Consider the following 14602-nt stretch of genomic DNA (forward strand, 5'->3'; position numbering starts at 1 on the left):
GCCTCCCTTACGATTCTACAATTCTTCAACAATTATGTTGTGATTCGTATAAACACAAATATCGCCAGCAATCTCTAAACTCGCTTTCGCAATTTGCTTCGCTGTTAAGTGTTCACTTGCATATTGCTTTAAAGCACGACCTGCAGAAAGTGCATAATTCCCACCAGATCCAATTGCTAAAATACCATCATCCGGTTCAATCACTTCTCCTGTACCTGAAACAAGGAGCATAGTTGTTTTATCCATGACAATGAGCATCGCTTCTAGCTGACGTAACATTTTATCGCCACGCCATTGTTTTGCCATTTCAACAGCAGCACGCTGCAAGTTGCCATTATACTCTTCTAATTTCCCTTCAAACATTTCAAAAAGAGTAAATGCGTCAGCAACTGATCCTGCGAAACCAGCTAAAACTTTACCTTGGAAAAGTTTACGAACTTTACGAGCTGTATGTTTCATTACAACAGCATTTCCCATTGTCACTTGGCCATCTCCAGCCATTGCACATTCTCCATTATGATGAACTGCAAATATCGTTGTAGCGTGGAAATTTCCCATAGAAAAAACTCCTTTATTTGTTTTTATAGCTTTTAAAGCAATTTATGCCCGCGGGTGATGCTTCATGTAAACAGAACGCAATCTTTCTTTAGAGACATGCGTATAAATTTGTGTCGTCGACAAATTTTCATGGCCTAATAGCTCCTGTACAGTACGTAAATCCGCCCCTTCATCTAGCATATGTGTAGCAAATGTATGCCTTAACATATGGGGACTTATCCGCATTGTCAGCGAAGCCTTTTTAATGAGTTCATTTAAAACATAACGAACCCCACGACTTGTTAGCGGTGTACCTTTCGCATTTAAAAATACCATATGAGAATCTTCGTCAGTCTTATTAACTAACTGTTTTCTCCCATTCTCTATATAAGTAATTAAAGAATCTTGCGCATAGCTTCCGAACGGAATATACCTTTGTTTTTTTCCTTTTCCCATTACTAAAATTGTTCCCACCGCAAAGTCAATATCGGTAAGTTGTAAATTGACACATTCACTCACACGGATCCCAGTCGCATACATCAACTCTAATAAAGCTTGATTCCTTTGACCTAATGGCGTTTCCGTGTCAGAAACTTCAAATAATTCCTCTAACTCTTCAGCATATAAAAACTTTGGGATTGACAATTCTTTTTTGGGGAGTGACGCAAGTGCAAACGGATTATCCTTTCGATAACCTTCACGCATCAAAAAACGATATAAACTTCGTAAGCTTGATACTTTTCTTGCGACAGATTTACGGGCTAACTTTTCATCGTGCAACGTCGTTAAGTACAAACGAACATCCGCGTATGTAACGTCTAAAAAAGAGGATATGCCTTCTCGTTCCATAAATTGCACAAAATGTTCTAAATCATTTTGATAACTTGCAATTGTATATTTTGAATAATTTCTTTCAATTTGTAAATATCCAACGAATAATTGTAACAATTTCTTCACATTCACACAACTCACCTCAATAAAGGCTACTAAATCGTATCACAACTTAGTAGCCTTTGCAAGAAATTTAACTAAATATTTACAAAATTTCGAATCGTTTCTAAAGCGCGTGCTGCGTACGCTTCATTTCGTTCTGCTTTCTTTTTAATCTTCTTCTCTAACGGTGCAAATAGACCGAAGTTCGCATTCATCGGCTGGAAGTTTTTAGCGTTCGTTGCCGTAATGTAATTTGCCATGCTACCCATCGCAGTTACTGGCGGTAATACAACTGGCTCTTCACCTTGCACAAGACGCGCAGCATTAATTCCTGCTAATAATCCTGATGCTGCTGATTCAACATATCCCTCTACTCCAGTCATTTGACCAGCGAAGAATAAATCATCACGTTGTTTATATTGATATGTTGGACGAAGCAAATTAGGTGAATTAATAAACGTATTACGATGCATTACACCATAACGTACAATCTCTGCATTTTCCAATCCCGGAATTAACTGTAGCACTTCTTTTTGCGGTCCCCACTTTAAATGAGTTTGGAAACCTACGATATTGTATAAAGTTCCCGCTGCATCATCTTGACGTAACTGAACAACAGCATATGGCGTTTTCCCTGTTTTGGGATCTTCCAATCCAACAGGTTTCATAGGTCCAAATACTAACGTCTGTCTCCCTCTACTTGCCATAACTTCTACTGGCATACAACCTTCAAAGAAAATTTCTTTTTCAAACTCTTTTAAAGGCACTGTCTCAGCAGCAATTAGAGCCTCATAAAAACGATCGAACTCTTCTTCTGTCATTGGGCAATTTAAATATGCAGCTTCACCTTTGTCATAACGCGATTTTAAATACACTTTATTCATGTCAATGCTGTCTTTTTCTACGATTGGGGCTGCAGCATCATAGAAGTAGAAATAATCTTCTCCTGTTAATTCTTTCAATTTTGCAGAAAGATCAGGAGATGTTAATGGACCTGTAGCAATAATTGTCGGTCCCTCTGGAATATCTGTAATTTCTTCATTCATTACAGTTACATTTGGATGGTTCTTTACGTATTCTGTTACTTTAGCTGCGAACTCATGACGATCTACAGCTAAAGCACCTCCAGCTGGTACAGAGCACTCATCCGCCGCACGAATAATTACAGAATCCATTAAGCGCATTTCCTCTTTAATAACTCCAACTGCATTTGTTAAAGTGTTTGCACGAAGTGAGTTACTACATACTAATTCAGCGAATTTATCTGTGTGATGAGCTGGCGTTTGCCTTACCGGTCTCATTTCATATAATCTAACTTGGACACCACGTTTTGCAATTTGGTAAGCTGCTTCACTTCCTGCAAGACCTGCGCCAATGACGTTTACTACTTGTGTTGTCATTTATATCACCTTTCCTTTTCTTCCCGAAAAAAATGTGAGCAGTTACGCTCACATTTGTTGTTCTTCTTCATAATCGCACGAAATACATTGTACTTGCACGCCTTTTTTCAACTTTTTCTCTACAAGCATGCCTTCGCACTTCGGACACTTACGACCAATTGGCTTATCCCAAGATACAAAGTCGCATTCCGGATACGTACCGCACCCATAGAAAAGACGTTTCTTTTTATTACTACGGCGTTCAATAATTTGACCCTTATCACACTTTGGACAAGTAACACCGATTTCTTTCACAATCGGCTTTGTATTACGACAATCTGGGAAATTCGAGCAAGCCATAAATTTCCCGTATTTACCCATTTTAAAGACCATTGGGTGATTACATAATTCACAATCTTCCCCAGCTGGTTCATCTTTAATTTCCACTTCACGCATTTCTTTTTCCGCTTTTTCTAAACGCGGTTCAAAACCTACGTAGAAATCATCAACAATTTTTACCCAATTCGCATTTCCTTCTTCTACTTCATCAAGGCTTTGCTCCATATTGGCAGTAAATTCAATGTTAATAATTTCTGGGAAAAACTCTAAAATAAGTTCAATTACTATTTCACCAAGTTCAGTCGGAACGAAGCGTTTATTATCCAAACCTACATACCCACGCTTTTGAATTGTTTCAAGTGTAGGTACATATGTTGACGGTCTTCCAATTCCAAGTTCTTCAAGTGTTCTTACTAGGCGAGCCTCTGTATAGCGCGGAGGAGGTTGTGTAAAATGTTGCTTTGGTTCTAAATCCTTTGAAAATACAGTTTCCCCTACTTCTAAAGGTGGCAACATCTTATCCTTTTCTTCAGCACCATCATCTTTTGACTCTACATACACTTTCATAAATCCTGGGAACTTTACAACCGATCCACTTGCACGGAACTGAACATTGTTATTAATGAGTCTCGCTGTCACAGTATCCATTATAGCAGACGCCATTTGACTTGCAACAAATCGCTCCCAAATCAATTTATATAATCGAAGTTGATCACGACCTAAGAAACTTTTTAGTTCCTCTGGCTTTCTCATTACCGAAGTAGGACGAATTGCCTCATGCGCATCTTGCGCATTTGACTTTTTCGTTTCTTTCTTCTTTTCTGTTCCTATGTATTCCGTACCATACGCTTCAGTGATGTAAGTACGAGCCTCTGTTTGAGCTGTTTCTGAGATACGTGTTGAATCAGTTCTCATATACGTAATAAGACCTACAGTTCCTTGTTTTCCAAGATCTATCCCTTCATACAATTGCTGTGCAAGCATCATTGTTTTCTTTGCTCGCATGTTTAACTTACGTGCTGCTTCTTGTTGCAAGGAAGATGTTGTAAACGGTAATGCAGGATTACGTTTTCGCTCTTTGCGCGTTACATTTTCAACTGAAAACGCATTGTCTTTCATCTGTTCAATTATTTCATTCACTTGCGTTTCATTTGTTAATTGAACTTTTTCACCATCTACACCGTAAAAGCTTGCTTCAAATGTGTCTTTTCCTTTTACAAATTCTGTTTTAATTGTCCAGAATTCTTCAGGTTCAAAGTTTTGAATTTCCCTTTCACGCTCGATGATTAAACGAACTGCTACAGATTGTACACGTCCTGCACTTAATCCTTTTTTTACTTTCTTCCATAATAAAGGACTAATATTGTAACCAACAAGACGATCAAGTATACGTCTTGCTTGTTGTGCATCCACTAAATCCATATTAATTGCACGAGGATGTTTAAATGATTCTTTGATTGCATCTTTCGTAATCTCATTAAACACAACCCGACAATCTGATTCAACGTCCACATTTAACGTATTCGCTAAATGCCAAGCAATCGCTTCCCCTTCACGGTCTGGATCGGCCGCGAGATAGACTTTCTTTGCTTTTTTCGCCGCTGATTTTAAATCTTTTAAGACGGGACCTTTACCACGAATGGTAATATACTTCGGGGTGAAGTTGTTCTTTACTTCTATCCCCATTTGACTTTTTGGCAAATCGCGAACATGTCCCATAGACGCGACAACTTTGTATTTTTTCCCTAAATATTTCTCAATGGTCTTCGCCTTAGAAGGCGACTCCACGATTACGAGGTAATCTGACATGCTAGTGCCTCCTTAAGAGGTGGATTCAAGTCTTCATTAATCTTATTGATTTCTCTTGTTTTTGTCAATCAAGAATGAATATACCATACAGTGCCAATCTACCATTTGTCAATAATTGTTTAATAAAAACATAAAAATATAAGGTTAATTTAAAATCTCTTCCAAGATATCTTCTGCATTTCTTACTAGTTTTGCTCCTTGCTGAATAAGATGATTCGTTCCCGATGCCCCCTCTACAAATATAGGTCCAGGAAGCGCAAACACCTCTCTATTTTGCTCTAACGCAAGGTCTGCAGTAATAAGTGTTCCGCTTCTCGATTTCGCTTCTACAACTAAAACACCTTTACTTATACCACTAATAATCCGGTTCCTTTTTGGAAAATACCATTTTTTCGGTGCATAGTGCGGCGGATACTCTGTCAATAACAATATATATTCCTTCCACATTTCATATAAATGTCTATTTTCTTTCGGATACATAAAAGACAATCCATGCCCTAATATCGCAATAGTCGGGCAATGATGCCTTACTGTAATCTCATGAGACATTGTATCTATCCCTTTTGCAAACCCACTGACAATAAGCCACTCTCTTTCTAATAAAGGGTGTAAAATAAACTTCAAACTCTCATGACCATATAATGATGGTTCTCTCGTTCCAACAACTGCTAATTTATTTACTTTATTCAGGAAATCTTTCTCTCCTTTTCCATATAAAACGAAGGGAGGGTCTTGTATTTCACGTAATAATTGCGGATAATCTTCATCCCATATCGTTATATAAAAAATACGATTTCTCTCTAAATAAGATATATATTGCGGAAGATTTGAATTTTGAAGAAATTTTACTAGTTCTGAAGATTTTTTCGAGGATATTCCAGTGTAGTGTTCCATTTGTTTTTCGTTAAAATTATATATGTTCTTTAATTCTGGATCGACATATAGTAGCCTCTCCATCGCTTTCCAATAATCTGCTAGCAAGTAATGAACATGTAATAACCTCTCTCTTTTCATCTTGATTCTCCTTACCCATAATTTTTATTATGTAAACAGAAAAAAGTGTAAAAAGACACCCTCAAGTAAGAAGGTGTCTTTCAACAGATTAATAGTTTTTACAAGTCTCAAATAAACCTTTTTCTTTTAAAACAGAGATTAGCGTTTCTCCCATAACTGCTGGAGTTTCAGCTACTTTAATGCCACAAGCTTCCATTGTTTTAATCTTTTCAGCAGCAGTTCCTTTACCGCCAGAAATGATTGCACCAGCATGGCCCATACGTTTGCCAGCAGGCGCTGTTTGACCACCAATGAAGCCTACAACAGGTTTTGTCATATTAGCTTTTACCCATTCAGCTGCCTCTTCTTCTGCTGTACCGCCGATTTCACCAATCATAATTACAGCATGTGTTTCTTCATCTTCATTAAATGCTTTTAACGCATCAATAAAGTCTGTACCGTTAACAGGGTCTCCGCCGATACCTACAGCAGTAGATTGGCCAATACCTTCTTGTGTTAACTGATGTACAGCTTCATAAGTTAATGTACCAGAGCGAGATACGATACCAACATGACCTTTTTTATGAATATATCCTGGCATAATACCAATCTTACATTCATCTGGTGTGATTACACCTGGGCAGTTTGGTCCAAGTAAACGTGTATGTTTACCCGCCATATATCTCTTTACGTTTACCATATCTAATACAGGAATCCCTTCAGTAATACATACTACTAAATCAATTTCTGCATCAACAGCTTCCATAATTGCATCTGCCGCAAAAGCGGGTGGAACGTATACAACTGAAGCGTTTGCGCCTGTTGCTTTCACTGCATCTTCTACTGTATCAAATACTGGTACACCTTCAATATCAGTGCCGCCCTTACCTGGTGTTACACCACCGACAATTTTCGTACCGTATTCAATCATTTGTTTTGTATGGAATAAACCTTGAGAACCTGTAATACCTTGAACAATAACTTTTGTATCTTTATTAACTAATACGCTCATTTTTCTCCCCCGCTTTCTATTAGCCCACTAGTGAAACAATTTTTTGTGCACCGTCTGCCATAGATTCTGCTGCAACAATATTTAAGCCAGACTCATTTAAAATTTTCTTACCTAGTTCTACGTTTGTGCCTTCAAGACGTACAACTAAAGGTAACTCAAGACCTACTTGTTTCGTTGCTTCAATAACACCTTCTGCAATAACATCACACTTCATAATGCCACCAAAAATGTTAACGAAGATACCTTTTACATTTTTGTCAGAAAGGATAATTTTGAATGCTTCTGTAACTTTTTCTGCAGTTGCACCGCCACCAACATCTAAGAAGTTAGCTGGGTCACCGTGGTAATGTTTAATGATATCCATTGTAGCCATCGCTAAACCTGCACCATTAACCATACAACCGATATTTCCATCTAAAGGAATGTAGTTTAAGTCGTATTTTGAAGCTTCAATTTCTTTTGAATCCTCTTCATCAAGATCACGAAGCTCTAAAATGTCTTTATGGCGATATAACGCATTAGAATCAAAGTTTAATTTTGCATCTAATGCCATAACTTTACCTTCGCCTGTTGTAACAAGTGGGTTAATCTCAGCGATAGAGCAATCTTTTTCGATAAACGCACGATATAAGCCCATCATAAACTTCACAGCTTGTCCTACAAGCTCTTTTGGAATATTGATGTTAAATGCAATTCGGCGCGCTTGGAAACCTTGCAAGCCTACTGCTGGATCAATATATTCTTTAAAGATTTTTTCAGGTGTTTTTTCTGCTACTTCTTCAATTTCTGTTCCGCCTTCTTCAGACGCCATTAAAACAACTTGAGAAGTTGCACGATCTAAAACTAGACCTACATAATATTCTTTTTTAATATCGCAACCTTCTTCGATAAGTAAGCGTTTTACTTCCTTACCTTCAGGACCTGTTTGATGTGTCACAAGTGTAGTTCCTAAAATGCTTTCTGCATATGTACGAACTTCATCTAAATTTTTCGCAACTTTTACTCCGCCAGCTTTGCCGCGTCCACCAGCGTGAATTTGCGCTTTCACTACACATACATCTGTTCCTAATTCTTTCGCTGCTTCTACAGCTTCTTCTACTGTAAACGCAACCTTCCCGTTCGGAACGCTAACCCCATAGCTTCTAAGGACTGCCTTACCTTGGTACTCATGGATATTCATGGTCCCATCCTCCCCTGTTTTCCTGTTTTACTCGAAAAGTTTTTTAATGTTTAAAAAACATTACATTGCCATTGTATAAGATGATTGGCACGCTGTCTACAATAAAGTGTCAGAAAACTGAAATCGCTTTATTCTTTTTCGAAAATAGTAATGTTTATATGCCAAAATAAAAAAATAAGCTGTATATTTACAGCTTATTTTTGAATCATATCTTTAATTGGTGCGAATGACTTGCGGTGTTCATCTAGTACTCCATGCACTTCAATTGCCTCTAAATGTTGCTTTGTGCCATATCCCATATGTTGCTCAAATCCATATTCAGGATACTTCTCTCCCAGTTCTTTCATCATACGATCTCTCGTTACTTTTGCTATAATGGATGCTGCTGAAATCGAAACACTTTTCGCATCACCTTTAATAATTGATGTTTGCGGAATTGGTGTAGGAAGCTTCATCGCATCAATTAATAAATGTTGAGGTGTACAAGATAAATTTGCAACTGCATCTAACATCGCTTGTTTCGTTGCTTGGTAAATATTAATGTCATCAATAACTTGCGGTGATACAATTCCTACTCCAATTGCAATTGCTTGTACTTTTATTTCATCATAAAAACGCTCACGTTTCGCTTCACTCAACTTTTTCGAGTCATTTAACCCTGGAATATAAAAATCCTCAGGAAGAACGACAGCTGCCGTCACAACAGGCCCAGCCAATGGCCCGCGCCCTACTTCATCAATACCCGCGATATATGTGACCCCTTTTTCACGCAAAGCATTTTCATACTTGGACATTTCAAAAAACTTCTCTTTTTCTTTCTGTTCTAACTCTTTTTGTTTATACCACTTCAAAACGAGCTTTTGAACACCTTTTCGATCATCTTTCATTAACAGCTGAAAGCGATCATCTTCTTCATTCATAATTTCTTTCAATACATTTTCCGCTTCTTTTATCGTCATAGTTTGCATTTATACAAGCTCCTTTTTAAACATATCCAAAAAGAAAAGACGCACAAACGCACGTCTTATACTTCTTCTATTTTTTCCACATCTTCCACTTGCTCTCCAAACTCTTCCGGTGTTTCAAACGTCATTTTTCCAAGTTTGCCACCACGAAGCTCACGAAGCACAAGCTCAGATGTCTTATCATAATCAATCATTCCGCCGCCCATTAAGCAGCCTCTATTTTTTCCAATTGCATCGAATAATTCCACAATATCTTCTGGAATCTCATTTAAATTATAGCGTTCTTTCAAGCGTTCTGGATAATGTTTCTCCATAAAACGTAATGCGTAAACAGCTACATCTTGTAAATTTAAAATTGAATCTTTAATTGCACCCGTTGTCGCTAAACGAAGACCCACTAATTGATCTTCAAATTTAGGCCACAGAATACCTGGTGTATCTAACAATTCCATTTCCTTCCCAACTTTAATCCATTGTTGAGCTGTTGTCACACCTGGACGATCTCCTGTTTTAGCAATATTTTTCTTTGCCAATTTATTAATCAATGTAGATTTACCAACATTTGGTATACCTACAATTAATGCACGAATCGCTCTCGGTCTAATACCTTTTGCAACCATTTTATCAAATTTTTCTTTAACAAGCACTTTACAAGCTGCTGCAATTTCCTTCATACCTTGTCCAGCTTGCGCGTTAATCGAAATTGCCATATGGCCTTTTTCTTTAAAATATGCGATCCATTGTTTTGTTAAACGATCATCCGCCATATCCGCTTTATTTAAAACAACAAGCCTTGGCTTATGTGTAATGATTTCATCAATCATTGGGTTTCGAGATGATAATGGTAATCGAGCATCTACAAGTTCAATTACAACATCAATTAATTTTAATTTCTCCGTTACTTGGCGTCTAGCCTTCGCCATATGCCCTGGAAACCATTGAATTACCATGTTGCCACCTTCTTTTTCATTTATTTCACAATACGTGCGTCTTCTAACGGCCAATATAACATATTAGCTTTACCAATTACTTGATCCATTGAAATCGTACCGATTGAACGGCTATCTTTACTAAAACGACGATTATCACCTAAAACAAATAATTGATCTTTTGGAACGGTTTTCTTGCCTGTCATTTCTTCAAGATTAAAATCATATGTAAGCGGTCCGTCAGCAATTTGCTTTTTCTGCTTGTCTAAATACGGCTCCTCATAAGCCTTTCCGTTAACATACAGTTTATCATTACGATACTCTATTTCATCGCCTGGCAGGCCTATAATGCGCTTAATGTAATCTTTATCTTCTGTTGCTCGAAATACGATAATATCAAAGCGTTTTGGATCTCCAATGTGATAACCAATTTTATTCACAATCATTCGATCACGATCATGTAAAGTAGGTGCCATCGATACCCCGTCTACGAGAATTGGCGCAAAGAAAAACTGTCTAATAACACCAGCTAATACAACAGCAATCAAAATTGCCTTAATCCATTCCCAAAGTGAACTCTTCTCTTTTTTCATGCATTTCCCCTCCACGGTTATGTAAACTGCTCGTATTATACCAAAATTTCATATAGATTGGAAAAAGGGAGCTTGTGCATTTACAAGCTCCCATACATGTCTTATCGAATTTCTTTAATACGTGCTTTTTTACCGCGAAGGTTACGTAAGTAGTATAACTTAGCACGACGTACTTTACCACGGCGAAGTACTTCGATTTTCGCGATTCTTGGCGTGTGAACTGGGAATGTACGCTCAACACCTACACCGTAAGAAATCTTACGAACTGTGAATGTTTCACTGATTCCGCCACCACGACGTTTAATTACAACACCTTCGAAAAGCTGAATTCTTTCACGAGTTCCCTCAACAACTTTTACGTGTACACGTAAAGTGTCACCAGGACGGAATGAAGGAAGGTCAGTTTTTAATTGGCCTTTTGTAATTTCTGCGATTAATTGTTGCATATTAAATTCTCTCCTTTAAACAGATGCTCTTATAAAGTCTTAATAAATTACAGCGGAACATCGTTAATACGGCTACTGATTTCAGTAGCACAAATGTTATAATAGCATATTACTAGGCCTGTTGCAATAGCAAATATATGAAGTTATTACTGCTCTCGCTTTATTTCCTCAAGCCATTTTTTCTCTTGTTTAGATAACTCTCTCTCATCTAACAAATCCGGTCTACGCGTATACGTTCGACGCAAAGATTCCTTATGTCGCCATTCATCAATGTTTTTATGATTCCCTGACATTAATACATCCGGTACCTTCATACCACGAAAATCAGCCGGACGTGTATAATGAGGATGCTCTAATAAACCTGTACTAAACGAATCCTCTACTTGTGAAGCATGATTTCCTAGCACACCTGGCAAGAGACGTACAACACTATCAGTAATAACCATAGAGGCTAATTCTCCGCCCGTTAATACATAGTCACCAATAGAAATCTCATCCGTTACGAGATGCTCACGAATTCGTTCGTCATACCCTTCATAATGCCCACATACGAAGATCAAATGTTCTTCCCCTGCAAGCTCTTCCGCTTTCTTCTGCGTAAATCTTTCGCCCTGCGGACACATTAAGACAACTCTAGGCTTACGCTCTGTCTCTTTCGTCAAATCTTCTACAGCATCAAAAATAGGCTGAGGAGTAAGCACCATACCAGCTCCTCCGCCGTAAGGATAATCGTCTACACTATTATGCTTACTTGTTGTATAATCACGAAAGTTAACAACACGAAGGTTTACCGCTTCTTTTTCTTGTGCCTTCTTTAATATAGAAGATCCAAATACACCGGTAAACATGTCTGGGAACAACGTTAAAATATCAATTTTCATTATAGCAGCCCTTCCATTACATGAATGGTTACTAATTTATTTTCAATATTAACTTGAAGTACAACGTCATCGATATAAGGAATTAAGAGATCTTGACCCTTCGGGCGTTTAATTACCCAAACATCATTTGCACCAGGAGATAGAATCTCTTTGATTGTCCCTAGCGCTTCTCCTTCTTCCGTTACAACACTGCAACCAATAATTTCATGATAGTAGTATTCACCTTCAGCAAGTTCACCTAACTGCTCTTCCGGTACTTTTATTAAAGAACCTTTAAACTTCTCTACTTCATCTACATTGTTATATCCTTCAAATGTTAATAAATCGAATGTCTTATGTTGGCGATGAGAAGTTACCTTCACCGGAAGGTAGTCTGTGCCTTTCTCATTCGATATGTATAACGTGTTTCCTACTTTATATCGCTCTTCTGGAAAATCAGTACGAGAAATAACACGGATTTCTCCTCTTACGCCATGAGTATTTACAATTTTCCCTACGTTAAACCATTTTGTCATAAATAGTATGTCACCCCTGGTTTCTATATAAATTAAGCATCTCCATTTCACAGATGGAACATGCACTCTCTATTTAAATGTTAAAAAAGGGAGAGGAATAACTCCTCGCCCTTTTTTACGTTTATTGAATTTCCAGTGTTACTTTTTCATCATTATGATGTCCCACTGAATACAAGAGCATTCGAATCGCTTTCGCAACTCTCCCTTGCTTTCCAATGACTTTTCCAACATCCTCAGGATGTACAGTTAATCGATACTTTATCTCTCCGTTGCAAAGTTCCTGTGTAACTTTTACATCTTCAGGATAATCGACAAGAGGCTTGACAATCGTCTCGACTAACTTCTTCATAGTCATTGCCTCAATTACTTACCTTGTTTAGATAAGTGGAATTTCTCCATGATACCTTGGTTAGAGAATAAGTTACGAACTGTATCAGATGGTTTAGCACCATTTCCTAACCATTTTAATGCTGCTTCTTCGTTGATCTTAACTTCAGCTGGTTGAGCAACTGGATTGTAAGTTCCGATTTCCTCAATGAAACGTCCGTCACGAGGAGAACGAGAATCTGCAACAACTACACGATAGAAAGGAGTTTTTTTAGCTCCCATACGTTTTAAACGAATTTTAACTGCCATTTATAAAGCACCTCCGAATTTATTTCACACAGATAATTATATTAGCAAAAAGACTATTGCTTTGTAAAGTATTTTTTCTTAACAGAGCCATCTTTTTTTCCTTACATGAATGGAAACTTCAATCCACCTAGTCCTTTTTTCTTACCTTTTTGCATTCCCGTCATCGTCTTCATCATTTTTTTCATGTCATCGAATTGTTTAATTAGACGATTGATTTCTTGTACAGTTGTACCGCTACCTTTGGCAATGCGCTTTTTGCGACTAGCATTGATTATTTCCGGTTGTTCTCGTTCTAATTTAGTCATAGAACGAATAATTGCCTCAATATGCCCAATTTGTTTTTCATCAACTTGTGCATTTTTCAGCCCTTTAATTTTATTTGCACCAGGAAGCATTCCTAACAATTCATCAAGCGGCCCAAGTTGACGCACTTGTCCAAGTTGTTCTAGGAAATCGTCAAGCGTAAACGAAAGCGTACGCATTTTTTGCTCAAGTTCTTTCGCTTTCTCTTCATCAACTGTAGCTTGCGCTTTTTCAATCAATGTTAAGACATCGCCCATCCCTAAAATACGGGATGCCATACGCTCTGGATGGAACGCTTCAATTGCATCTAGTTTTTCACCCATACCAGCAAATTTAATCGGCGTGTTTGTTACAGCCTTAATAGATAATGCAGCACCACCGCGCGTATCACCATCTAATTTCGTTAATACAACACCTGTTAAACCTAACTGTTCATGGAAACTTTGCGCAACATTTACCGCGTCTTGTCCCGTCATCGCATCGACAACAAGGAAAATTTCATCCGGTTTCGCAACTTCTTTAACTTTCGCTAATTCATCCATTAGTTCTTCATCAATATGCAGGCGACCCGCTGTATCGATTAAAACATAATCGTGATGATCTTCTTTTGCTTTTGCAATCGCTTGTTTCGCAATTTCAACAGGACTTACTTGATCTCCTAAAGAGAATACAGGCATGTCCAATTGCTTCCCTAATGTTTCAAGCTGTTTAATCGCTGCTGGACGGTAAATATCCGCTGCAACAAGCATCGGTTTACGGTTATGCTTTTTACGAAGCAAATTCGCAAGCTTACCTGTCGTCGTTGTTTTACCCGCACCTTGCAGACCAACCATCATAATAACAGTCGGTGGCTTATTAGCAACAGCAATTTTGCTTTGCTCTCCGCCCATAAGTTCTGTAAGTTCTTCCTGTACAACTTTAATTACTTGTTGTCCAGGTGTCAAACTTTTCATTACATCTTGTCCGACAGCACGTTCAGACACACGCTTCACAAAATCTTTTACTACTTTAAAGTTAACATCTGCTTCTAAAAGAGCTAGACGAACTTCTCTCATCATTTCTTTCACATCGGCTTCAGAAACTTTTCCTTTGCCGCGGATTTTTTGCATTGTCTGTTGAAGTCGGTCGGCTAATCCTTCAAATGCCATATTG

General features: G+C 37.9%; 16 protein-coding genes. All 16 read right to left on the reverse strand.

What is annotated here, in order from left to right:
* Positions 1-15 precede the first annotated feature (15 nt).
* On the reverse strand, positions 16-558 hold the full coding sequence (gene hslV, locus ACTFN4_RS01485; protein WP_000526272.1) for an ATP-dependent protease proteolytic subunit HslV: 543 nt from the start codon (positions 556-558) through the stop codon (positions 16-18).
* Between the two features lie 42 nt (positions 559-600).
* Positions 601-1500 carry a tyrosine recombinase XerC gene (xerC, locus tag ACTFN4_RS01490; protein WP_001101243.1) on the reverse strand — a complete coding sequence of 300 codons (900 nt, stop codon included), beginning with the start codon at positions 1498-1500 and terminating at the stop codon, positions 601-603.
* Between the two features lie 65 nt (positions 1501-1565).
* Entirely contained in the window at positions 1566-2870 is a 1305-nt protein-coding gene (gene trmFO / locus ACTFN4_RS01495) for an FADH(2)-oxidizing methylenetetrahydrofolate--tRNA-(uracil(54)-C(5))-methyltransferase TrmFO (RefSeq protein WP_000213002.1), read from the reverse strand.
* Positions 2871-2918: 48 nt separating this feature from the next.
* On the reverse strand, positions 2919-4997 hold the full coding sequence (gene topA, locus ACTFN4_RS01500) for a type I DNA topoisomerase (RefSeq protein ID WP_001286963.1): 2079 nt from the start codon (positions 4995-4997) through the stop codon (positions 2919-2921).
* A 144-nt stretch (positions 4998-5141) separates the two neighbouring features.
* The gene (gene dprA / locus ACTFN4_RS01505) at positions 5142-6011 is read right to left on the reverse strand and encodes a DNA-processing protein DprA (RefSeq protein ID WP_000818059.1); all 870 of its coding nucleotides are present in this window, start codon (positions 6009-6011) and stop codon (positions 5142-5144) included.
* Positions 6012-6099: 88 nt separating this feature from the next.
* Positions 6100-7002, reverse strand: coding sequence for a succinate--CoA ligase subunit alpha (gene sucD, locus ACTFN4_RS01510; protein ID WP_000115178.1), 903 nt, complete (start codon positions 7000-7002; stop codon positions 6100-6102).
* A gap of 19 nt (positions 7003-7021) precedes the next feature.
* On the reverse strand, positions 7022-8182 hold the full coding sequence (sucC, locus tag ACTFN4_RS01515) for an ADP-forming succinate--CoA ligase subunit beta (protein WP_001020791.1): 1161 nt from the start codon (positions 8180-8182) through the stop codon (positions 7022-7024).
* A gap of 194 nt (positions 8183-8376) precedes the next feature.
* On the reverse strand, positions 8377-9150 hold the full coding sequence (locus ACTFN4_RS01520) for a ribonuclease HII (protein ID WP_001194265.1): 774 nt from the start codon (positions 9148-9150) through the stop codon (positions 8377-8379).
* Between the two features lie 56 nt (positions 9151-9206).
* On the reverse strand, positions 9207-10097 hold the full coding sequence (gene ylqF / locus ACTFN4_RS01525) for a ribosome biogenesis GTPase YlqF (RefSeq protein ID WP_000236704.1): 891 nt from the start codon (positions 10095-10097) through the stop codon (positions 9207-9209).
* A gap of 20 nt (positions 10098-10117) precedes the next feature.
* Positions 10118-10669, reverse strand: coding sequence for a signal peptidase I (lepB, locus tag ACTFN4_RS01530; protein WP_000711853.1), 552 nt, complete (start codon positions 10667-10669; stop codon positions 10118-10120).
* Between the two features lie 101 nt (positions 10670-10770).
* Positions 10771-11115: a 50S ribosomal protein L19 gene (rplS, locus tag ACTFN4_RS01535; RefSeq protein ID WP_001186516.1), complete on the reverse strand. Its 345-nt coding sequence runs from the start codon at positions 11113-11115 to the stop codon at positions 10771-10773.
* A gap of 146 nt (positions 11116-11261) precedes the next feature.
* A complete protein-coding gene (trmD, locus tag ACTFN4_RS01540) occupies positions 11262-11996 on the reverse strand; it encodes a tRNA (guanosine(37)-N1)-methyltransferase TrmD (RefSeq protein ID WP_000686903.1) in 735 nt (244 codons plus the stop codon).
* Entirely contained in the window at positions 11996-12511 is a 516-nt protein-coding gene (gene rimM / locus ACTFN4_RS01545; RefSeq protein ID WP_000170278.1) for a ribosome maturation factor RimM, read from the reverse strand. Before rimM ends, trmD begins: the two co-directional genes overlap by 1 nt.
* Positions 12512-12632: 121 nt before the next feature.
* Positions 12633-12860, reverse strand: coding sequence for a KH domain-containing protein (locus tag ACTFN4_RS01550; RefSeq protein WP_000737401.1), 228 nt, complete (start codon positions 12858-12860; stop codon positions 12633-12635).
* 14 nt (positions 12861-12874) lie between these two features.
* The gene (rpsP, locus tag ACTFN4_RS01555; protein WP_000268750.1) at positions 12875-13147 is read right to left on the reverse strand and encodes a 30S ribosomal protein S16; all 273 of its coding nucleotides are present in this window, start codon (positions 13145-13147) and stop codon (positions 12875-12877) included.
* Between the two features lie 101 nt (positions 13148-13248).
* On the reverse strand, positions 13249-14598 hold the full coding sequence (gene ffh, locus ACTFN4_RS01560; protein WP_000863460.1) for a signal recognition particle protein: 1350 nt from the start codon (positions 14596-14598) through the stop codon (positions 13249-13251).
* Positions 14599-14602: the final 4 nt, after the last annotated feature.

The organism is Bacillus cereus group sp. MYBK95-2 (assembly GCF_051915225.1).
Classification (GTDB): Bacteria; Bacillota; Bacilli; order Bacillales; family Bacillaceae_G; genus Bacillus_A; species Bacillus_A cereus.